Source organism: Microbispora sp. ATCC PTA-5024 (assembly GCF_000511135.2).
GTDB classification, from domain to species: domain Bacteria; phylum Actinomycetota; class Actinomycetes; order Streptosporangiales; family Streptosporangiaceae; genus Microbispora; species Microbispora corallina.
In genome coordinates this window covers 1070793-1091259 of record NZ_KI866523.1, presented here as the reverse complement: position 1 = coordinate 1091259, position 20467 = coordinate 1070793, and the positions used below count along the sequence as shown (strand labels likewise).

19 protein-coding genes are annotated in these 20467 nt (G+C 71.5%); 8 read left to right on the top strand and 11 right to left on the bottom strand.

The window, feature by feature from the left end; translation table 11 throughout:
• On the bottom strand, positions 1-483 hold a 483-nt coding region (locus MPTA5024_RS42280), incomplete at its 3' end, for a hypothetical protein (protein WP_036325161.1).
• A gap of 338 nt (positions 484-821) precedes the next feature.
• Between MPTA5024_RS42280 and MPTA5024_RS17635 the strand changes: the two genes are divergently transcribed.
• Complete coding sequence (locus MPTA5024_RS17635; RefSeq protein ID WP_036325160.1) at positions 822-1031, top strand: DUF5999 family protein; 210 nt, start codon at positions 822-824, stop codon at positions 1029-1031.
• The gene (locus MPTA5024_RS17630) at positions 1028-1573 is read left to right on the top strand and encodes an ATP-binding protein (protein WP_036325159.1); all 546 of its coding nucleotides are present in this window, start codon (positions 1028-1030) and stop codon (positions 1571-1573) included. Before MPTA5024_RS17635 ends, MPTA5024_RS17630 begins: the two co-directional genes overlap by 4 nt.
• A gap of 140 nt (positions 1574-1713) precedes the next feature.
• Here MPTA5024_RS17630 and MPTA5024_RS17625 read toward each other — a convergent pair whose 3' ends face one another.
• The 4 genes from MPTA5024_RS17625 to MPTA5024_RS17610 all read right to left on the bottom strand — a co-directional run bounded on the left by MPTA5024_RS17625 (position 1714) and on the right by MPTA5024_RS17610 (position 5379).
• Positions 1714-4071, bottom strand: coding sequence for an ATP-binding protein (locus tag MPTA5024_RS17625; RefSeq protein WP_036325158.1), 2358 nt, complete (start codon positions 4069-4071; stop codon positions 1714-1716).
• Between the two features lie 115 nt (positions 4072-4186).
• Positions 4187-4438, bottom strand: a complete 252-nt coding sequence (locus MPTA5024_RS17620; RefSeq protein WP_157099519.1) for a hypothetical protein — start codon at positions 4436-4438, stop codon at positions 4187-4189.
• A gap of 35 nt (positions 4439-4473) precedes the next feature.
• Positions 4474-4872: a VOC family protein gene (locus MPTA5024_RS17615; RefSeq protein WP_036325156.1), complete on the bottom strand. Its 399-nt coding sequence runs from the start codon at positions 4870-4872 to the stop codon at positions 4474-4476.
• Between the two features lie 39 nt (positions 4873-4911).
• A complete protein-coding gene (locus MPTA5024_RS17610; protein WP_036325155.1) occupies positions 4912-5379 on the bottom strand; it encodes an NUDIX domain-containing protein in 468 nt (155 codons plus the stop codon).
• Positions 5380-5576: 197 nt separating this feature from the next.
• Between MPTA5024_RS17610 and MPTA5024_RS17605 the strand changes: the two genes are divergently transcribed.
• Positions 5577-7820, top strand: a complete 2244-nt coding sequence (locus tag MPTA5024_RS17605; RefSeq protein WP_036325154.1) for an MMPL family transporter — start codon at positions 5577-5579, stop codon at positions 7818-7820.
• A gap of 72 nt (positions 7821-7892) precedes the next feature.
• Here MPTA5024_RS17605 and MPTA5024_RS17600 read toward each other — a convergent pair whose 3' ends face one another.
• Positions 7893-8252: a winged helix-turn-helix transcriptional regulator gene (locus MPTA5024_RS17600; RefSeq protein ID WP_036325153.1), complete on the bottom strand. Its 360-nt coding sequence runs from the start codon at positions 8250-8252 to the stop codon at positions 7893-7895.
• Positions 8253-8363: 111 nt separating this feature from the next.
• Between MPTA5024_RS17600 and MPTA5024_RS17595 the strand changes: the two genes are divergently transcribed.
• Complete coding sequence (locus MPTA5024_RS17595; protein ID WP_036325152.1) at positions 8364-9425, top strand: alkene reductase; 1062 nt, start codon at positions 8364-8366, stop codon at positions 9423-9425.
• A gap of 50 nt (positions 9426-9475) precedes the next feature.
• Here the strand turns inward: MPTA5024_RS17595 and MPTA5024_RS17590 are convergent, their stop codons facing one another.
• From MPTA5024_RS17590 to MPTA5024_RS42275, 4 genes are all read right to left on the bottom strand, one after another.
• Positions 9476-9874: a type II toxin-antitoxin system VapC family toxin gene (locus MPTA5024_RS17590; protein WP_232326568.1), complete on the bottom strand. Its 399-nt coding sequence runs from the start codon at positions 9872-9874 to the stop codon at positions 9476-9478.
• Positions 9875-9888: 14 nt separating this feature from the next.
• The gene (locus MPTA5024_RS17585) at positions 9889-10134 is read right to left on the bottom strand and encodes an AbrB/MazE/SpoVT family DNA-binding domain-containing protein (RefSeq protein ID WP_157099518.1); all 246 of its coding nucleotides are present in this window, start codon (positions 10132-10134) and stop codon (positions 9889-9891) included.
• Positions 10135-10192: 58 nt separating this feature from the next.
• A complete protein-coding gene (locus MPTA5024_RS17580) occupies positions 10193-10864 on the bottom strand; it encodes an MBL fold metallo-hydrolase (protein WP_036325149.1) in 672 nt (223 codons plus the stop codon).
• Positions 10865-10939: 75 nt separating this feature from the next.
• The gene (locus tag MPTA5024_RS42275; RefSeq protein WP_198167203.1) at positions 10940-11086 is read right to left on the bottom strand and encodes a hypothetical protein; all 147 of its coding nucleotides are present in this window, start codon (positions 11084-11086) and stop codon (positions 10940-10942) included.
• Positions 11087-11198: 112 nt separating this feature from the next.
• Here MPTA5024_RS42275 and MPTA5024_RS17575 point away from each other — a divergent pair, with 112 nt between their 5' ends.
• Entirely contained in the window at positions 11199-12020 is an 822-nt protein-coding gene (locus MPTA5024_RS17575; protein WP_036325148.1) for a putative RNA methyltransferase, read from the top strand.
• A gap of 92 nt (positions 12021-12112) precedes the next feature.
• Complete coding sequence (locus MPTA5024_RS17570) at positions 12113-13873, top strand: S9 family peptidase (RefSeq protein WP_036325147.1); 1761 nt, start codon at positions 12113-12115, stop codon at positions 13871-13873.
• Between the two features lie 30 nt (positions 13874-13903).
• On the opposite strand, the gene MPTA5024_RS17565 is transcribed toward MPTA5024_RS17570, so the two are convergent.
• Entirely contained in the window at positions 13904-15346 is a 1443-nt protein-coding gene (locus MPTA5024_RS17565; RefSeq protein WP_232326513.1) for a PP2C family protein-serine/threonine phosphatase, read from the bottom strand.
• Positions 15347-15583: 237 nt separating this feature from the next.
• On the opposite strand from MPTA5024_RS17565, the gene MPTA5024_RS17560 reads away from it, so the two are divergent.
• Together MPTA5024_RS17560 and MPTA5024_RS17555 are read left to right on the top strand one after the other, a co-directional pair.
• On the top strand, positions 15584-19798 hold the full coding sequence (locus MPTA5024_RS17560) for a HAMP domain-containing protein (RefSeq protein ID WP_051458286.1): 4215 nt from the start codon (positions 15584-15586) through the stop codon (positions 19796-19798).
• A 3-nt stretch (positions 19799-19801) separates the two neighbouring features.
• On the top strand, positions 19802-20434 hold the full coding sequence (locus MPTA5024_RS17555) for a response regulator (RefSeq protein ID WP_036325145.1): 633 nt from the start codon (positions 19802-19804) through the stop codon (positions 20432-20434).
• The last annotated feature ends 33 nt before the right edge of the window (positions 20435-20467 follow it).

The following is a 20467-nucleotide window of genomic DNA, read 5'->3' as shown; positions in this document are numbered from 1 at the left end:
GCACAAGGACAAGGTGGGCAAGCTCACCCGCGACCAGCTGCGGCAGACGCCGAGACGGCCCGCCGCGCCCGTGGCGGGCAGCAGAGCCTCGGGCCGGGGTGCCGCGCCGCCGCGCGACGGCAGGCCGGCGGCCGACAGGCGGGCCCGGACCTCGGCCGTGACGCCGTCCATGAACGCCGGACCGGCGGGAACGGTGATGGAGGGCGGCTCCGGGCCGACCGCCCGCTCCTCCACCGGCCGCGCGGCGAGCGACGGCTCACGCGGCACCGCCACCCGCTCTCCCGTACGGGAGGGAAGGGCCGGCACGGGGTCGGTCACGCCGGTGGAGTCGGCCCCGCCGGTGGAGTCGGCCCCGCCGGTGGAGTCGGCCCCGCCGGCGACGGGAAGGGACACGGCAAAGGCCGGGTATGCCGTGGCACGGGCCGGAGCAGGCTCGACGGCGCTCCACGCGGTGAGCGAGGAGACCGCGAGGACCGCCGCCACGCCGTTCCTGAGGAGACGTGGGATACCTGTGGGACGCGGCATGACTGGCTCTCCCCGATCCGTACCCTCGATCCGAGATCGTCGAAGGAAGCAGCCGACCACAGGGTGAACTTCATGTCAAATAGTGAATCAAGCCCATATTGACGGGCAATCTGTCCTCAATCGATCCAAAGGATCTACCTCCACGCGGCAGTCCTGGTCTACGCACTACCTACGTAGGGCGGAATGGGTACACATACGGGGGTTTTCCCCGTCTTCCATCCAGAGGTCGTCGGGCATGCTGAAACCATCGCCAAGAAAGGCCCACAACATCCGGACAAGCACCAAGGGGAACCAATATGTGCCAGCACCAGCCTCAGTGCCCGCCGGCAGACGCCCCCGATCGTGAGGCGGCCTGCCTGGTCGCCTTCCACCCCGAGCAGGGATGGGGCCTTCTCTGCAACGGCATCGTGCTGTTCGAGGACAACGGCGAGCTGCTGCCCGACGGGCGGAGCGTCCCCGCCCACTACGACTATCCGCGCCGGGAGCACCTGGGGTGTGCGGCATGAGCGCCCTCACCTTTCCTCTCGGCACGGCTCTGCGGTGGCCGTCCCAGGCCGCCGAGGGCGCGCCCCGCGACCCGTACGCCGGTGTGCGTGAGCGGTGGCGAACGGCCAGGCGCAGGCTCGGGGAGATCGTGGTGAACTTGGCCGAGGACCCGCACGCCCGCATGGCGACCTGGAAGCTGCCGGCCAGCGGCAGCGCGGCCGCCACCGCCCGCCACCTCACCCGTGCGCGGCTGGACGACTGGGGCCTGGCGGAGCAGGCCGACGTGGCCGAGCTGCTCGTCAGCGAGCTGGTCACCAACTCTTTGCAGCACGGCAAGGGCCCGGTCCAGCTGACCCTGTCCGTGACCGAGGACGTGCTGCGCGTCGAGGTCGCCGACGGCGCGGCCGGCATGCCCCGCCTCCGTGAGGCGCGCGAGGACGAGGAGGGCGGCCGGGGGCTGTGGCTGCTCGACCAGCTCGCCCGCTGCTGGGGAGGCACGCGGACGTCCGAGGGCAAGGTCGTCTGGTTCGAGCTTCCCGGCCGTCAGGTCCACGCCGCCTGACGCGACCGCCGCCCCGGGCCCGCGAACCCGGCGGCCTGCCGCACGTCAGCTCCCGGCGGCCGGCCCGTCAGCTCCCGGCGACGGCGTCCCGCTCGTCTCCCGGCCCCCGCACCCGGCGGCCGACCGCCGCACCGGCCTCGTCAGGAGGCGTCGCGGCGGGTGCGCTCGCCCAGCCAGGTGGCGATCTGCGTCCGGGACTTGAAGCCCAGCTTGTCGAGGATGTGCTCGATGTGCCCCTCGGCCGTCCGCTGTGAGATCACCAGAGCGCTCGCGATGTCCTTGTTGCTCAGCCCGCGCGCCACGAGCTCGGCGATCTCCGTCTCCCGGCGGGTGAGCGGCGGCAGCCGTCCCCCCTTCGCCGGAGCGGGCCCCTCCGCCTCGGCCTCCGGCGGCTCCTCCTGCAGGGCGTACTGGATCGCCTCGTCGTAGGGGAGCCGGGTCCCCCGCTTGACCGCCGCGCGGAAGGCCTGCTCCCCGAGGACCTCGGCCGCCCGGGCCTGGCACTCGTCGTGATAGCGGACGAGGTGCCCGAAGCCGGACAGCGCCGAGCCGACCGCCCGCCAGACGGTGTCCAGGACGCCGAGCAGCCGGGCGGCCCGCTGGAACCGCCGCTCGTCGGCCGCGATCCAGGCCAGGACCTCCAGGTTCACGCCGGTCCCGAAGAGGTCGTTGACCGAACGGTTGATCCGCAGGCTGTCCTTCTCCAGCTCCGCGGCCCGGCGAAGGTCGCCCTGGCGGCGCAGCTCGATGCCGAGGGCCATCAGCGCGTACGCCCGGTGCCAGTCCTCCTGGTGGGACTCGCACACGGCGAGCGCCTCCTCCGCCAGGCCCACCGCCGCCTCGGCGTCGCCACGGAAGGACCTCGCCATGGACAGCCGGACCAGCGTGAGCACCAGGCCCACCGGGTCGGCGTGGGCGCGGTGGGCCGCCGCCGCCTCCTCGTACAGCTTGATCGCCGTCTCCGGGTCGCCCTGCCGCATCGCGAGCTGCGCGGAGAACAGGTTGACGTACGCGAGATCCCGCTCCAGCCCCAGCCGCTCGGCCAGGTGCCGGCCCTCCTCCAGCACGTAGCCGGCCGGGCCCGGGTCGTCCTGGAGGATCGCCAGCCACGCGTCGGACCAGAGGGCGCGGGCCCGGGTCGGGCTCGGGTCGACGTGGACGGCGAGGCCGCGGTCGATCCAGCGCCGCCCCTCGCTGATGTGCCGGCCGGTGATCCAGTGGTAGAGCAGGTCGCAGGCCATGTCGAGGCCGGTCTCCACCTCGTCCGGCTCGCCGTACGACCACTCCAGCGCCATCCGGAGGTTGGCGTTCTCGCGCTGGAGGCGGCTCAGGCAGCCGGCCTGCTCCGGCCCGAACCGATCGGCGTGGGCCGCGGCCGCGATCCGGCGGAAGTGGTCGCGGTGCCGCCGCTGGAGGGCGGCCTCCTGCCCCGAGGCCGCGAGCCGTTCCCTGCCGTAGTGGCGGATCGTGTCGAGCAGCCGGTAGCGCACGGTCCCCTGCTGCTCCTCGCGTACCAGGACCGACTTCTCCACCAGCCCGGTGACCAGGTCGAGCACGTCGTGGCGGGCGATGCCGTCGCCCGAGCAGACGTCCTCGGCGGCCTCCAGGTCCAGGCCGCCGCTGAACACCGAGGCCCGCTGCCACATCAGCCGCTCCTGCTCGGTGCACAGGTCGTAGCTCCAGCCGATGAGCGCCCGGAGCGTGCGCTGGCGGGGCAGGGCCGCCCGCGACCCGGCCGTCAGCAGCCGGAACCTGTCGTCGAGCCGTTCGAGCACCTGGTCGACCGACAGCGCCCGCAGCCGTACGGCGGCCAGTTCGATGGCCAGCGGCAGCCCGTCCAGCCGGCGGCAGATCGCCGTCACGGCCTCGCGGTTGGCGTCGGTCAGCGCGAAGTCCGGCAGGACCGCCGTGGCCCGCTCCGCGAACAGCCGTACGGCGTCGCAGTCGCTCAGGGCGTCGGTCGGGATCGGGTCGCCCTCGGCCGCGGGAAACGGCAGCGGCGCGACGTCCACCGTCTGCTCGCTCGCGATGCCCAGCGGCTGCCTGCTCGTGGCGAGGATCCGCAGGTCGGGCAGGGCGCGGACGAACGTGTCGACCAGGACGGCGCAGGGCGTGAGCAGGTGCTCGCAGTTGTCGAGCACGATCAGCGCGCTGCGGCCGGCCAGGCGCTCCAGCAGCACCTCGGTGCGCGGCCGGGGCGAGTAGTCCTCGAGGTCGAGGGCCTCGGCGACGGCCTGGGTGAGCAGTTCGGGGTTCTCCAGCTCGGCGAGCTCGACCAGCCACACCCCGCCGGGGAACGCGCGCCGGACGTCCATGGCCACCCGCAGGGCGAGCCGGGACTTGCCGACCCCGCCCACGCCCGTGAGGGTGACCACGTGCGAGCCCGTCAGCAGCCGTTTGACCTCGGCCAGCTCATGACGGCGCCCGACGAAACTGGTCACCTCCGCGGGCAGTCCGCTCGGCCCCCGCCCGAACACATTCGCCGCCAGTGCGGTCATGACACCTCACGCCGCCCCCGTGTCCCCGCTACGCCACCCCCGGCGCAACCCCGGCTACCAGGGTACATTTGTCCGTTTTGCCGGACCGAATGGGGTTTTACCTTCATCGGCCTCCTCAGGCCGACCCGAGGCGGTCCAAGATCTGGCGGCGCCTGACCTCCAGGTCGTCGATCAGCGCCTCCTGCTGCTCCACGTTCGTGAGCAGGGTGGACCGTTCGGCCAGGTCCGTGGGGGCGTCCCAGCTCTGGCCGATCTCCTCCCGCATCTGCGCCGCCTCCTGGCGCAGCCGCGCGATCTGGCCGTCCACCTCGTTGAGCTCGTCTCTGAGCTCGGACTCGTCCATCTCCACACCGTCCTGTTCCGTCACTGTCGTCCCTTCCCCCATTCCACGACGGAGGCGATCTATTCGAGATCGGAGAAGAGCGTGAGCTGGAGCCCGGCCGGCCCCTCCAGACGGGCGTTCAGCGAGTTCCAGGGCGTGCGGGTGGGCTCGGCGACCACCTCGGCCCCGGCGCCGGCCAGCCGCCGGGTCGCCTCGGCGCTGTCGGGCACCTCGAACGCCACCCGGACGTGTCCCGCGACCCGCCGGCCCACCTCGACCTGGTCGACGAACGCGGCGTGGGCGGGGTCGGCGATCTCCAGCGTCGCCCTCCCGGCGTCGAGGATCGTCACCCTCCCGTCGGGTCCGGAGAAGGCGGCGCGCTCGGACAGGCCCAGGACGTCGCGGTAGAACCGCAGGGCCTCCTCGTAGTCGTCGGCGGTCACGACCAGGCGGAGCTCGGTGACGGGATGATCGCTCATGCCGGCGTCAACATCCCCGCCCGGGGGTCCATTCCGGCTCTACCAGGCGGAGCCGAGGTAGACCGTGGCGTCCGCCTCCCGGGCGTCCCGGGCCGCCGAGAGCCGCGCCAGCAGGTACGGCGGCAGGAGGGCGGCCGCCTCCTCGATCGTGAAGAAGCCGTACCCGTCCAGTTCCTCGGCCTGGAGCACCACGCTGGTGCCGTCCACGATCGTGCCGCAGTCGAACAGGAAGTGGACCAGCGGGACGGGCCGGTCGTCCAGCGGCGGCACCCATTGGAGGACGAGCAGCCGCCCGACCTCCGCGGTGAGCCCCAGCTCCTCCAGCACCTCCCGGCCGCAGGCCGCCTCGGGCGACTCGCCCTCGTCGACGTGTCCGCCCGGCCAGCCCCAGTGGTCGCGGTAGTTGGGCTTGACCAGCAGCACCCGGCCGGACGGGTCGGTGATGAACCCTCCCGCGGCCGCCGCCACCTTGTGCAGGCCGGCGTAGAAGACGTCTGCGGGGATCACGACAGGGCCGCCGTACGGGACGAACGCATGGTCACGAGGGTAGTAGGGGTCTCCCGCAGAGACGAGTGGGGGATGTCCCCTAGACCTCGAGGACGAGAGCCGTACGCCCCTGGCACTACCTCCGAATTGGTCTGCTCGCCCGATGTCCCGGCCCTGATCGATTCCTACGGTTGAGGCAGTCGTAAAGGGAGACTTTCATGGGACGCCGCAAGAACCTCGCCGCCTCTGTCGGCGGCTGGAGCGCTCGCCACCGATGGTGGGCCCTGCTCATCTGGATCGCTTTCGTGGCCGCGGCGACCTTCGCCGGGAACGCCGTGGGCACGGCCGAGATGAAGGACTACGAGAGCGCCAACGGGGACTCCCGCCAGGCGCAACAGATCATCGACGAGGCGGGCTACAAGAACGTCGCCGGCGAGGTCGTCTTGGTGCAGACCCGGACGGGCACGGCGACCGTCGGGGATCCGGAGTTCCGCCGGGCCGTCATGGACGTGAAGAGCGCGATCGAGGCCACCGGGCAGGTGGAGCACGTGCGCACGCCTTACGACCAGCGGCCGTCGCCCGTGACGGCCGACCGGCGCACGACGCTCGTGCAGTTCGACATGAAGGGTGACGGCGCGACGGCGGAGGACCGGGTGCAACCGGTGCTCGACGCGGTGGCCGGGGTGCAGCGGGCCCATCCGGACCTGCGCGTCGAGCAGGCGGGCGCGGCGAGCTCGCAGAAGCTGATCGGCGAGGCGATCGACAAGGACTTCGTCCGCGCCGAGCAGTTGTCGCTCCCGATCACCCTCGGCATCCTGCTCGCGGCGTTCGGGGCGCTGCTGGCCGCGGTGGTCCCGGTCGCCCTGGCGATGACGGCCATCTTCTCGGCCACCGGCCTGCTCGCGCTGACCAGCCACCTCCTCCATGTGGACTCGGCGACCGGCAACGTGATGCTGCTCATCGGCCTCGCGGTGGGGGTCGACTACTCGCTCTTCTACATCATGCGCGAGCGGGAGGAGCGGGCGAAGGGCCGCGACAAGCGGCGGGCCATCGAGATCGCGGCGGCCACCTCCGGCAGGGCGGTGCTCATCTCCGGCATCACGGTCATCGTGGCGATGGCCGGCATGTTCCTCACCGGCAACGGCATCTTCATGGGCTTCGCCGAGGGCACCATCCTCGTCGTGCTGACGGCCATGGTCGGCTCGCTGACCGTGCTGCCCGCGCTGCTGTCGCTGATCGGCGGCAAGATCGACGCCCGCCTCATCCAGGGCACGGTCCGCTTCGCCACCCGCGGCCGCGTCGGCTGGCGCCGGATCCTGGGGGTGCGCGGCGGCCAGAGCCGGATGTGGAGCGCCGTGATGCGGCCGGTCCTGCGCCACCCGGTGGTGTCGGTGCTGCTCGCGGGCGGCGTGCTCGTCGCCCTGGCGATCCCCGCCACCGGCCTGAGCACCGGCGGCCAGACGATCGACGACCTGCAGGGCGACTACGCCATCGCCCAGACCTTCAAGCGCATCGACCACGCCTTCCCCGGCGGCAACGAGCCCGCGGTGGTCGTGATCAAGGCCGCCGACGTCACCACCCCGGCCGTCACGGCCAAGATCGAGGACTTCAAACGCCGCGCGATGGCGACCGGCGAGGCGAACGAGCCGTTCGACGTCCAGGTCAACCCCGACAAGACCGTGGCCAGGATCAGCATCGGCATCAAGGGCAACGGCACCGACGCCGCGTCCGAGCACGCCGTGCGCACGCTGCGCGAGCAGGTCATCCCCGCCACGCTGCCCGGCGCCCACGTCACCGGCAACACGGCCGGCTCGATGGACTTCAACGACCAGCTCGGGGGGCGCCTGCCGCTGGTGTTCGGGTTCGTGCTGCTGCTCGCGTTCGTGCTGCTGCTCGTCTCGTTCCGCTCGCTGGTCGTCGCGGTCAAGGCCATCTTGCTCAACCTGCTGTCCGTCGCGGCCGCCTACGGCGTGCTGGTGCTGGTCTTCCAGAAGGGGTACGGCGAGAGCCTGCTGGGCTTCCACTCGACCGGGACGATCACCAACTGGGTGCCGCTGTTCCTGTTCGTGATCCTTTTCGGCCTGTCGATGGACTACCACGTGTTCATCCTCAGCCGCATCAGGGAGGCGTACGACCGGGGGATGCGGACCGAGGACGCGGTGTCGTACGGGATCACCAGCACGGCCGCCGTGGTGACGAGCGCGGCGCTCATCATGGTCGCCGTCTTCGCCACGTTCGCCACGCTGTCGCTGCTGACGTTCATGGAGATGGGCGTCGGCCTGGCCGCCGCCATCCTCATCGACGCCACGATCGTCAGGGCCGTGCTGCTGCCCGCGACGATGAAGCTGCTCGGCGACTGGAACTGGTACCTGCCCCGCTGGCTCGGCTGGCTGCCCGTCCTGTCCCACGGGGACGACAACGAGGAGGTGCCCGAGGAGCGCGTCCCGGCCCTCGTCGGCTGACCCTTCCTCCGCTCGTACGGCTCCGCGTCACGGGGGTGCGCGGAGCCGTACCCATGCCGCCTGTTCGCCGGCCTACTCGTCGGCCTGTTCGCCGGCCTTCGAGCCGGTCGCGACCGGGGGCAGCCAGAACTCGGCCCACCGCGACACCTCCCGGACGACGCCCTCCAGGTCGCGGCCCTGTTCCGTGAGCACGTACTCGATCCGTACCGGGGTCTCCGGGTAGATCCGCCGCTCCACGAGACCTTCGGCTTCCAGCTCCTTGAGCCGTTCGGCCAGCAGCTTGTCCGTGATGTCGGGGATGGCGTGCGACAACTGCGAGAAGCGGTTCGCGCCCCGGAGCAGCTCGCGCAGGATGACGCCGGTCCACCGCTTGCCGATCAGCTCGATCGAGTGGTGATACCGGGGACAGAAGTCCGGTTCATAGCCAGCCACGACAGCACCTTACTTCTGGATAGTGACTTGCGCAACGATAGGTTATCTGCCTAGCCTTTCCTTTCGATAGTTGCCTTCGACTTGATAGTCGAGATCGTGCGAGGAGTGCAGATGACCACCGCCTTCGACCCGTTCGACCTGGCCGGACTCAGGTTGCCCAACCGCATCGTCATGTCGCCGATGACCCGCAGCCGCGCGGTCGACCGGATCCCGACGCCGCTCATGGCGGAGTACTACGCGCAGCGGGCCGGCGCCGGCCTGATCGTCACCGAGGGCACCCAGCCCTCCGTCGCGGGCCAGGGCTACCTGAACACCCCCGGCCTCCACCACGAAGGCCAGGTCGCGGGCTGGCGCCAGGTCACCGAGGCCGTGCACGCCAGGGGCGGCAGGATCTTCGTGCAGCTCATGCACACCGGCCGGATCGGGCACGCCGCCTTCCTGCCCGACGGCGTGCGGCACGTCGCCCCTTCCGCGCTCCCCGCGGACGTCAAGGTCTTCACCGGGGACGGCATGCAGGCCAGCGCCGACCCGATCGCGCTGGACGAAGACGGCATCCGGGCCACCGTCGCCGACTTCGCGCGGTCGGCGCGGCTGGCGATGGACGCGGGGTTCGACGGGGTCGAGCTCCACGGCGCGAACGGCTACCTCCTCCACCAGTTCCTGGCCACCGGCACCAACCGGCGCACCGACCACTGGGGCGGCGACGTGGAGGGAAGGATCCGGTTCCCGCTGGCCGTCGCCCGGGCCGTCGCCGACGAGATCGGCGCGCACCGGGTCGGGCTGCGGATCTCGCCCGGGGTGCCCAACAACGACATGGTCGAAGACGACGCCCACGACACATACGAGGCCCTGGTGACCGAGCTCAACCCGCTCGGCCTCGCCTACCTGCACATCTTCGAGGGCCCGTACCGGGATCTGACGCTGCGCCTGCGCCGGCGGTGGCGCGGCGCGCTGATGCTGAACCCGTCCACCCCGAGCGCCGCGACGGGCCCCGAGCACCTGAACCTGATCGAGGACGGCACCGCCGACCTGGTGTCCTTCGGCGCGTTGTTCCTCGCGAACCCCGACCTGCCGGCCCGGCTGGCCGCCGGCGGCCCGTTCAACACTCCCGACCCCGCCACCTTCTACGGCGGCGACCACCGCGGCTACACCGACTACCCCTCCCTGGCGTGAGCGGCGGACGCGGACACCACGCCCGGTCGGCCGGCCCGGATCGTGGGCGCCTAATGGGGACGGATGAGCTGCACGAGCTCGGGTGAGATCTTGGCGATCTTCCTGTCGGCCGTGAGAAGGGTCGCGACGCCCAACTCATGTGCCGTCGCGAGGATCAAGGCGTCGGGGACCCGCACCGAAAGATCTTCGGCTCGGATCCGAGCGGCGACCTCCGCTATGGACTCGGACAGGACGAGAATCTCGTCGATCACGGCCACGCGGAATCCCCGCAGCGCGTCCTCGGCGGCCTGGCCTCGCCGGATCGCGCCGACCCTCAACTCGCTCCAGGTGATGAGGGAGACCGCGAAGGACGCTCCCCGATCCTCCCAGGCCATCACCGCCTCGGTCGTGCACCTGTTCAGCGCATCATCCGGGTCGAGCAGACCGGCCACGGCGTTCGTGTCCAGCATCACCACGGCAGGCCTCATTGCCAGCTGTCCCGGCTGCTCTCCACGTCGACCGCGTCGGTGAACCCGGGGACGGTGCCGACCACTCCCTCGAATCGGCTTCGATGACGACTGATGACGATGCGGCCGTCCTCGTCTGCGATGTCGACGACGTCCCCAGGGCGGAGACCGATCTTGCGCAGCAGAGCAACCGGCAGCGTGATCTGGTTCTTCCGGGAGATCCTCACCGGCCCCTTGCGCTGCGGCGCTTCCGCGTCCTCCATGAGCTTTACTATCGCCACCACCAGTAAAGGTTAAACGCGATCACTTTCCGATCCCAACCTACTCCGGAGAGTCACCGACGAAGGGCGTGGGGAAGTGGCCGGGGGCGAGGACGCGGGCCCGGGAGACGAGGGCGGTCCGGGTGCGGACGGCCTCCTCGGGGTCCTCGTCGTACAGGTAGCGGACCGTGGGGTCGGCGAGCTGGACGGGGTGGAGGACGACGTCGCCGCTCATCACCACGTCGCCGACCTCGACGCACTGGTGGCCCGGGGTGTGACCGGGGGTGTGCAGGAGCCGCACGCCCGGGAACAGGCCGGCGTCGCCGTCCACGATCTGGAGCCGGTCCCGCAGGGGGACCACGACCTGCTCGCGCATCGGACCCCGCACCCAGTCGAGCTCCGCCCGCTGGACGACGTAGCGGGCGGCGGGGAAGACCGGCGCGCCGTCCGAGACACAGCCGCTCGCGTGGTCGCTGTGGAGGTGGGTCAGGACGACCGCGTCGACGTCCGCCGGGTCGTGGCCGGCGGCGGCCAGCTCGCCGAGCAGGCGACCGGGGACGGGCGCCCAGCTCGCGGCCGGCGAGTCCGCGCCCCCGATCCCGGTGTCCACCAGGACCGTACGGCCGGCGGCCCGCAGCAGGTAGCAGTGGAAGTGGAGGACCCACTCGGCGCCCTCCTCGAACGAGGCGCCGGGGAACAGCTCCGGCAGCGGCCTGCGGATGTGCGCCCCCATAGGGCCCACGGCATCACAGAGGGGAACTATCTCGACACCCGCGACGACTCTCGGCTCATGCGGCATCGCCCCACATTAGTGAACGACGGATCCGGCGGGCACGTAGTCGAGGTCGAGATCGGCGGCGTAGACGGCGCGCTCGCAGCGGGCGCAGCGGTAGAGGATGGGACCCTCGTCCAGCTCGGTGCGGCAGCGCGGGCAGTGGCGGTGGGTGCGGGTCATCTCGATCTCCCCCTTCGGAACTTCCTTCTGTGTCCATGAGACGCCCGGCCGCTTGCCGTCCTCCTGCAGTCCGCTTGACGTCCACTCCGGGCGGCCGGGAGATGATGGACGGATGCTCGGCGACGTCATCGACCACCTGATCTGCCCGGTCTGCGGGGCGGGCCTCCGCCTCGACGCCGGATCGGCCCGCTGCGCTCACGGGCACGCCTTCGACGTCGCGCGGCAGGGCTACGTCAACATGCTCACGGGTTCGGCGATCCCGGGCACGGCCGACACACCCGCGATGGTCGCCTCCCGCGCCGCGTTCCTGGAGGCCGGGCACTACCGCCCCCTCGCCGTACGGCTGAGGGAGCTGTGCGCGGGGGCGGGGGTCGTGGCGGACGCCGGAGCCGGGACGGGCCACTACCTGGCGGGGGCCCTCGGCGAGGGGGCCGTGGGCATCGCCCTCGACGTGTCCAAGCACGCGCTGAAGCGGGCGGCCAGGTCCCATCCCCGGGTGGGGGCGGTGGTCGCCGACGTGTGGCGGGCCCTGCCCGTCAGGGACGGCGCGGCCGACGTGCTCCTCAACGTCTTCGCGCCGCGCAACGCGCCCGAGTTCGCCCGGATCCTGCGCCCGGACGGCCTGCTCGTCGTCGTGACGCCCGCGCCCGGCCACCTGAGCCCGATCGTGGAACGGCTCGGGCTGCTGCGGGTGGACGAGGACAAGGAGCGCCGGCTGGAGGACACCCTGGGCGAGGACTTCGCCCCCGCCGGACGGGAAGACGTGGAGATCGCCCTCGACCTCGACCACAAGGCCGCGGAGGCGGTCGTCGGCATGGGCCCGAGCGCCTGGCACACCCGGCCCGCCGAGGTCGCCGCCCTCATCGCCGAACTGCCCGATCCGGTACGGGTGACCGCGTCCTTCCGTATCGGCACGTGGCGGGCACACAGGTGACGCGGCGCCAGGAAAATCCCCTAAATGTCGGCCAATGTCCCAACTAACGGGACATACTTAACGGCGACCCCGACGGGACCAGGGGAGGGCGCATGAAGGCCGAGGAACGCTGGCAGGCCAGGTTCCGCGCTCCCCGGGTCACCCTGCCTGCGTGGGCGCGGCTGGCGCCGCAGCGCGCCGTCTACCGCGGCAACGCCTCCGGGGCCTGGGAGATCTACGCGTGGGACCGCTCCACCGGGCAGACCCGTCAGGTGACCGACCGTCCCGAGGGCACCTCGCGCGGCGCGATCGACCCGACCGGCCGGTGGATCTGGTGGTTCGCCGACACCGACGGCGACGAGATGGGCGTGTGGATGCGCCAGCCGTTCCAGGGCGGGGAGGACGTGCCGGCGCCGATGCCGCCCGGCCACCCGTGCGGGCTCGGCCTGGCCAACAACGGCACGGCCGCCGTCGGCCGCTCGAGCCGCGCCGGCTTCGAGATCCTGCTGACCCGCCCCGACGCCGAGCCGGTGACGATCTACCGGCACGACGAGTACGCCGCGGTCGCCGACCTCTCCCTCGACGGGTCGCTCGTCGCCGTCGTGCACAGCGAGCACGGCGACGCCCTGCACCCCGCCCTCCGGGTCCTGCGCGCCGACGGCGACACGGTCGGCGAGCTGTACGACGGGCCGGGCAGGGGCGTGGCCGGCGCCCGCTTCGCCCCCGTCCCCGGCGACCGGCGGCTGCTCGTCCTGCACGAGCGCCGGGGCCGTCGCGAACCGCTGGTGTGGGATCCGGTGACCGGCGAGCAGCGCGAGATCTGGCTGCCGGTGCCCGGGGAGATCGACGCCGACTGGTACGGCGACGGCCGGGCCCTGCTCATCGTCCACAACCACCGCGGCCGCACCGACCTGCTCAGGTACGACCTCCCGGGCGGCGCACTCACCCCGATCGAGAGCCCGCACGGCGTGATCGACGCCGCCACGCCCCGGCCCGATGGCACCGTGGAGTACTCCTGGTCGAGCGCCGCCCACCCGCCCGTGATCCGGTCGAGCAGCGGGCACGTCGTCCTCAGCCCGGGCCGGACGCCGCCGCCGTCCGTGCCGCTCGAGGACGTCGACGTGGAGGGCCCCGGCGGCCGGGTGCACGCGCTTGTCTCCCGTCCGGAGCGGGTGGCCTCGCCGTACCCGACCGTGTTCCTGCTGCACGGCGGCCCGGCCGGGCAGGACGACGACTCCTTCCAGCCGCACGTGGCGGCCTGGGTCGACTGCGGCTTCGCGGTCGTCCGGGTCAACTACCGCGGCTCGACCGGGTACGGCTCGGCCTGGCGGGACGCCCTCCGGGGAGAGGTGGGACACGTCGAACTGGCCGACGTGTCCGCCGTACGGGAGTGGGCCGTGGAGCGGGGGATCGCCGACCCCGCCCGGCTCGTGCTGAGCGGGTCGTCGTGGGGCGGCTACCTGACCCTGCTCGCGCTCGGCACGCAGCCGAAGACGTGGGCGGCCGGGATCGCGGCCGTCCCGATCGCCGACCACGCGGCGGCGTACGAGGACGAGGCCGAGGGGTTGCGGGCCGCGCACCGGGCGCTGCTGGGCGGCACGCCGTCCGAGGCGCCCGAGCGGTACGCCGCGTCGTCGCCGATCACCTACGCGGACATGGTGCAGTCGCCGCTGCTGATCCTCGCGGGCGAGAACGACCCCCGCTGCCCGATCCGGCAGATCGAGCGCTACCTGGAGGCCCTGGCCGACCACGGCCATGAGGCGTCGGTATACCGGTACGACGCCGGCCACGGGACCCTCGTGGTCGAGGAGCGCATCCGGCAGATGTCGGCCTCCATCGACTTCGCCGTCCGGGCCCTGGCCGCCCGAACCTGACGCGGTGCGCCCGGGCGGGCCGCGGCGCCGTCAGGGGGCGCGCAGGACGAGGATCGCGAGGTCGTCGGCGCTGGGCTCGATCGCGAAGTCCTGGACGGCCCGCCGGATCCGCTCGGCCACCGCCCGCGCCGACAGGTCGGCGCACTCGGCCAGCAGTTTGGCCAGGCCGCCGTCGTCGTCGAGCAGCCGGGAGCCCGACCGCCGCTCGGTCACCCCGTCGGTCACGCCCAGCAGCACGTCGCCGGGGCCGAGGTGGACGTCGTCCTCCTCGAAGTGCACCTCGGGGAAGACGCCGAGCAGCGACTGCGGCGTGGCGACGCCGTCCACCACGCCGCTGGGCCGCAGCCGCAGCGCCTCGGGGTGCCCGGCCGACACCAGGCGGATGTCGAGCCCGTCGTCGACCCGGCGGATCTCGCCGTGCAGCAGGGTCAGGAAGCGGGCGCGCTCGCCCTCCTCCAGGATGGCCTGGTTGAGCCGGGACACGACGGCCGCGACGCCGTAGCCCTCCCGTCCGAGCAGCCGCAGCGTGTGCCGGGCGAGGCCGGTGACCGCGGCCGCCTCCGGCCCGGTGCCGCAGACGTCGCCGATGGCGAAGCGCCAGACCCCCTCGCCCACCGGGAACAGGTCGTAGAAGTCGCCGCCGACCTCGTTGGTCTCTCCGGCGGGCTCGTAGATCACATGGAAGTCGAGGCCGGGGGTCGTCGGCTCGTCCGGCGGGAGCAGGCTGCGCTGCAGGGCCCGGTTGGCCGCCGCCTGCTGGGCGTACAGGCGGGCGTTGTCGAGCGCGAACGCGGCCCGCCTGCCGAGGTCCTCGGCGATCTGGATGGCCTCGTCAGGGAAGCGGTCGCGGCGGCCGAGGCACATGAGGCCGAGCCGCCGCCCCCGGGCGGTCAGCGGGAACGCCAGCGACTGCCACTCGCCGATGTGCAGCACCGCGATGCCGTCCTCGGAGGGGATCTGGACCTCGTCGAGCTCCTCGCGCAGCCCGTCGATCTGCGTCTCGTCCGCGTGCCAGAGGTACGCCGGGCGCACCGGGCCGTAGTCGTTCTGGGCGGTGTAGACGGCGCACCAGCTCGCCAGCCGCGGCACCACGATCTGGGCGATGATCGCCGGCACCATCTCCGGGTCGAGGGTGCCGGCCAGCAGGTCGCTGGCGTCGGCGAGGAACCCGAGCCAGCCGGGACCGTTGGCCGCCTCGATCAGCCACTCGTCGCTCTGCACCGGCTCGCGGCCCGGCAGGTCGATCCTGGCCCAGCGGGTGCGCAGCGACGTGGTGAAGGTCACCCCCCAGCCCGCGGCCTCCCCCGGCCGGTCGCCCGCGGCGTCGTCGGCCTTCTCCCGGATCTCCAGCTGGACGGACTCGCCGTTGTGGATCCAGACCACCTCGAACGGCTCTCCGGACACCCGCCCGACCAGGTCGGCGGTCAGCCGTTCGGCATCGTCGCACACGGACATGGCGGCCCACGCGGTCATCACTTCACGCGTGAACCGCCTCGCTTCGGGTACGGCCGTCTCGCCCGGCGTGAAAGACGCCGCCAGGACGGCGCGAGGGGTAGTTGCCACTGTCATTGTGCTTACCACACTTCCGACTGACACTGGGTCAATCAAGGCACCCCTCACCCCACGGAACGTGACAGACTGGCATGGAGTCCGCGGCTGAAGTGCCGTTCGCCTTGGTCGCGTAACCCCCGATGGGGTAAAGGAGGCTACATGTCGCCCGCCAACGTCGAGCTGGCCGGGACGGAACGGGTGTACACCGAGTCCGACTTGGTTCCCTTCCTGGAAACGCTCATCACGTGGCGTGACGGCGACTTCCGGCGTCGGGTCTCCCACGCCCCGCCCGGCATCCTGAGTGAGATCCGCCTCCTTCTCAACGAGGTGGCCGACCGCCGCGAGCACCTGGCCAACGAGCTGGGCCGGGTGCGCCGCGAGATCGTCAAGGAGGGCCGCTTCGACGAGCGGCTCAGCCCGGGCCCCGGTGTGGGCGCCTGGGCCGAGAGCGTCGGCTCCGTCAACGACCTGATCGACGCGCTGGTGTCGCCCGTCACCGGCGCCGCGGACGTCATCGACGCGGTCGCGAAGGGCGACCTGTCCCGCAGGATCGACCTCGACCGCGGCGCCCGCGGCGAGGTGCGCCGCCTGGGCAAGGCCGTGAACGGCATGGTCGAGCAGCTGTCCGCCTTCGCGGCGGAGGTCACGCGGGTGGCCCGCGAGGTCGGCACCGAGGGCCGTCTCGGCGGACGGGCCAACCTGCGCGGGATGTCGGGCAGCTGGCGCGACCTCACCGAGGCCGTGAACACGATGTCGGGCCGGGTGTCGGCGCAGGTGCGCGACATCGCCGAAGTGACGACGGCCGTGGCCCGCGGCGACCTCAGCCGCAAGGTCACCGTCGACGCCGTCGGCGAGATGCTGGAGCTGAAGAACACGGTCAACACGATGGTCGACCAGCTCTCGGCGTTCGCCGAGGAGGTCACCCGGGTGGCCCGCGAGGTCGGCACCGAGGGCAAGCTGGGCGGCCAGGCCCAGGTCCGCGGCGTGTCGGGGGTCTGGAAGGACCTCACCGACAACGTCAACTTCATGGCCAACAACCTCACCTCCCAGGTGCGCCAGATCGCCGCCGTGTCCACCGCGGTCGCCCAGGGCAACCTCTCCAAGAAGATCACCGTGGACGCCCAGGGCGAGATCCTGGAGCTCAAGGACACCCTCAACACCATGGTGGACCAGCTGTCCGCGTTCGCGGCCGAGGTGACGCGTGTCGCCCGCGAGGTCGGCACCGAGGGCCGCCTCGGCGGGCGCGCCGAGGTGAAGGGCGTCTCCGGGGTCTGGAAGGACCTCACCGACAACGTCAACTCGATGACGAACAACCTCACCTACCAGGTGCGCAACATCGCCCAGGTCACCACCGCCGTCGCCAACGGCGACCTGACCCGCAAGATCGACGTCGACGCCCAGGGCGAGATCCTCGAGCTCAAGAGCACCATGAACACCATGGTCGACCAGCTGTCGTCCTTCGCCTCGGAGGTGACCCGCGTCGCCCGCGAGGTCGGCACCGAGGGACGGCTGGGCGGCCAGGCCCAGGTCCGCGGGGTGTCCGGCATCTGGAAAGACCTCACCGACAACGTCAACTTCATGGCGAACAACCTGACCTCCCAGGTCCGGCAGATCGCCGCCGTGTCCACCGCGGTCGCCCAGGGCAACCTCTCCAGGAAGATCACCGTGGACGCCCAGGGCGAGATCCTGGAGCTCAAGGACACGATGAACACGATGGTGGACCAACTGTCCGCCTTCGCCGACGAGGTGACCCGCGTCGCCCGCGAGGTCGGCACCGAGGGACGGCTGGGCGGCCAGGCCCGCGTCCAGGGTGTGTCGGGCGTGTGGAAGGACCTCACCGACAACGTCAACTCGATGGCGAACAACCTGACCTACCAGGTGCGCAACATCGCCCAGGTCACCACCGCCGTCGCCAACGGCGACCTGACCCGCAAGATCGACGTCGACGCCCAGGGCGAGATCCTCGAGCTCAAGAGCACGATGAACAAGATGGTCGACCAGCTGTCGTCCTTCGCCTCGGAGGTGACCCGCGTCGCCCGGGAGGTCGGCTCGGAGGGACAGCTCGGCGGCCAGGCCCGCGTCGAGGGCGTCGAGGGCACCTGGAAGCGCCTCACCGAGAGCGTGAACGAGCTGGCCGGCAACCTCACCACGCAGGTGCGCGCGATCGCCGAGGTGACCAGCGCCGTCGCCCGGGGCGACCTCACCCGCTCGATCACCGTGGCGGCTCCCGGCGAGCTCGCCCAGCTCAAGGACACCATCAACACGATGGTCGCCACGCTGCGCGAGACCACCAAGGCCAACGAGGAGCAGGACTGGCTCAAGTCCAACCTCGCGCGGATCTCCCGGCTCATGCAGGGCCACCGCGACCTCATGGAGGTCTCGCGGCTGATAATGAGCGAGCTCACCCCGCTCGTGACCGCCAGCCACGGCGCCTGCTACCTCGTCACCGACGACCGGCTCGAACTCATCGCCGGGTACGGCATCCAGCCCGGGTCGTCCCCCCGGCAGAGCTTCGCCATGGGCGAGGGCATCATCGGGCAGGCGGCCCTGGAGGCCAAGCAGACCATCCTGCAGAACGTGCCGCCCGAGTCGATCGTCATCGAGACCGGCCTCAGCCGGTCGCGGCCCGCGCAGATCGTCGTCCTGCCGATCCTCTTTGAGAACAAGGTGCTCGGCGTCCTGGAGATGGCGACGTTCACCGAGTTCGGCGAGGCCCACCTGGCGTTCCTCACCCAGCTCGTCGAGACCATCGGCGTCACGATCAACACGATCATGGCCAACTCCCGTACGGAGGACCTGCTCAAGGAGTCGCAGCGGCTCGCCCTTGAGCTGCAGGAGCGCTCGGACGAGCTCCAGCGCCAGCAGGAGGAGCTGCGCAGGTCGAACGCGGAGCTGGAGGACAAGGCGGCCCTGCTGGCCAAGCAGAACCGCGCCATCGAGATCCAGAACTTCCAGATCGAGCAGGCACGGCGGACGTTGGAGGAGCGCGCCGAGCAGCTCGCCGTGTCCTCGCGCTACAAGTCCGAGTTCCTCGCGAACATGTCCCACGAGCTGCGTACGCCGCTGAACAGCCTGCTCGTGCTGGCCAAGCTGCTCACGGAGAACGCCGAGGGCAACCTCACCCCCCAGCAGGTCGAGTTCGCCCGCACCATCCACGACGCTGGCTCGGCGCTGCTGCAGCTCATCAACGACATCCTCGACCTGACCAAGGTCGAGGCGGGCCGGATGGACATCCACCCGCAGCAGCTGTCGCTGCCCACGCTGGTCGACTACATGGAGGCGACCTTCGCCCCCCTCGCGCAGGACAAGGGCCTGTCGTTCACGGTCGAGGTCGACCCCTCCGTTCCCAACAGCCTGAGCACCGACGAACAGCGCCTGCAGCAGGTGCTGCGCAACCTGCTGTCCAACGCGGTCAAGTTCACCCCGAAGGGCGAGGTCCGGCTGGAGGTCACCCACGCGCCGGCCGACATCGCGTACGTCGACGACACCCTCAAGGGGGCCAGCGACATCCTCGCCTTCAAGGTGATCGACACCGGCATCGGCATCGCGCCGGACAAGCTCGAGATCATCTTCGAGCAGTTCCGCCAGGCCGACGGCACCACCAGCCGCAAGTACGGTGGCACCGGCCTCGGCCTGTCGATCTGCCGGGAGATCGCCCGCCTCCTCGGCGGCGAGATCCACGTGGACAGCGCACCGGGCCTCGGCAGCACGTTCACGCTCTTCCTGCCGCTGGCGTACGTCGGGCCGCTCGCCTCACCCGACGGCGGCGCCACCACGCCGGGCGGGCAGACCGACAACCGGCCGGTCGAGGTGCCCGAGCTGCACACCCGCGACGTCCTGCCGGAGATCCCGCTGCCGACCGACCTGCCGTCACCGCAGGCGGTCGCGCCGATCGTGGACGGCCGCGACTGGCAGGGCGACGACCCCCTGACAGGTGCGAAGATCCTTATCGTGGACGACGACATCCGGAACGTGTTCGCGCTGACGAGCGTGCTCGAACGGCACGGCTCGACCGTCGTGTACGCCGAGAACGGCCGCGAGGGGATCGAGCAGCTCGAACGCAACGAGGACGTCGCGCTCGTCCTCATGGACATCATGATGCCCGAGATGGACGGCTGGGCCACGACGTCGGCCATCCGCATGATGCCGCAGTTCGCCGACCTGCCGATCATCGCGCTGACCGCGAAGGTCATGCGCGGCGACCGGGAGAAGAGCATCGCCTCCGGGGCGTCCGACTACGTGCCCAAGCCCGTCGACGTCGACCGGCTGCTGGAGCGCCTGCGCGGCTGGCTCCTGCGCGGCCGGGGCAACGGCGCCGACCGGCCGCGGCCCGCACCGCCCGTCGACCACCGAGACATCCACGAGGAGGCGTGATCGATGCCTGACCGCGCCAGGGTCCTGCTGGTCGACGACCGGGAGGAGAATCTCATCGCGCTCGAGGCGATCCTCAGCTCGCTCGACGTGATCCCCATGCGGGCCAGGTCCGGTGAGGAGGCCCTGAAGGCACTCCTGTCGACCGATTTCGCGCTCATCCTGCTCGACGTCCGCATGCCGGGCATGGACGGGTTCGAGACGGCCGCGCACATCAAACGGCGCGAGCGGACCCGCAACATCCCGATCATCTTCCTGACCGTGGTGGACAGCGCGCCCGACTACGCCTTTCGCGGGTACGCCGCCGGCGCGGTCGACTACCTGACCAAGCCCTTCGATCCGTGGGTCCTGCGGGCCAAGGTCGCGGTGTTCGTCGAGCTCTACACGATGAACCGGCGGCTCACCGAGCAGGCCGCGCTGCTGCGCGAGCGCCTGTCCACCGAACTGCCCGGCGGCGCCGGCGCCGACCAGACGTCCGTCCTGGCCGAGCTGTCCCGGCGCGTCGTCGCGGTCGAGGACGAACTGCGGCGGGTCCGCGAACTGGCCGACAAGTCAGGCGACACCACCATGAACGGCGCGGTCGCCGACCTCGCGGAGCGCGTCACCCACCTCCGCGCCGGCTTCGACGCCCTCCAGTAGCCACTGCCCCCAGAAGCCGCCCGACTCAGGGGC

Coding starts and splice junctions, on each gene's coding strand:
- MPTA5024_RS17635 (WP_036325160.1), top strand. CDS start 822: ATGTGCCAGCACCAGCCTCAGTGCCCGCCGGCAGACGCCCCCGATCGT.
- MPTA5024_RS17630 (WP_036325159.1), top strand. CDS start 1,028: ATGAGCGCCCTCACCTTTCCTCTCGGCACGGCTCTGCGGTGGCCGTCC.
- MPTA5024_RS17625 (WP_036325158.1), bottom strand. CDS start 4,071: ATGACCGCACTGGCGGCGAATGTGTTCGGGCGGGGGCCGAGCGGACTG.
- MPTA5024_RS17615 (WP_036325156.1), bottom strand. CDS start 4,872: ATGAGCGATCATCCCGTCACCGAGCTCCGCCTGGTCGTGACCGCCGAC.
- MPTA5024_RS17605 (WP_036325154.1), top strand. CDS start 5,577: ATGGGACGCCGCAAGAACCTCGCCGCCTCTGTCGGCGGCTGGAGCGCT.
- MPTA5024_RS17595 (WP_036325152.1), top strand. CDS start 8,364: ATGACCACCGCCTTCGACCCGTTCGACCTGGCCGGACTCAGGTTGCCC.
- MPTA5024_RS17590 (WP_232326568.1), bottom strand. CDS start 9,874: ATGCTGGACACGAACGCCGTGGCCGGTCTGCTCGACCCGGATGATGCG.
- MPTA5024_RS17585 (WP_157099518.1), bottom strand. CDS start 10,134: ATGGAGGACGCGGAAGCGCCGCAGCGCAAGGGGCCGGTGAGGATCTCC.
- MPTA5024_RS17580 (WP_036325149.1), bottom strand. CDS start 10,864: ATGGGGGCGCACATCCGCAGGCCGCTGCCGGAGCTGTTCCCCGGCGCC.
- MPTA5024_RS42275 (WP_198167203.1), bottom strand. CDS start 11,086: ATGACCCGCACCCACCGCCACTGCCCGCGCTGCCGCACCGAGCTGGAC.
- MPTA5024_RS17575 (WP_036325148.1), top strand. CDS start 11,199: ATGCTCGGCGACGTCATCGACCACCTGATCTGCCCGGTCTGCGGGGCG.
- MPTA5024_RS17570 (WP_036325147.1), top strand. CDS start 12,113: ATGAAGGCCGAGGAACGCTGGCAGGCCAGGTTCCGCGCTCCCCGGGTC.
- MPTA5024_RS17565 (WP_232326513.1), bottom strand. CDS start 15,346: ATGACCGCGTGGGCCGCCATGTCCGTGTGCGACGATGCCGAACGGCTG.
- MPTA5024_RS17560 (WP_051458286.1), top strand. CDS start 15,584: ATGTCGCCCGCCAACGTCGAGCTGGCCGGGACGGAACGGGTGTACACC.
- MPTA5024_RS17555 (WP_036325145.1), top strand. CDS start 19,802: ATGCCTGACCGCGCCAGGGTCCTGCTGGTCGACGACCGGGAGGAGAAT.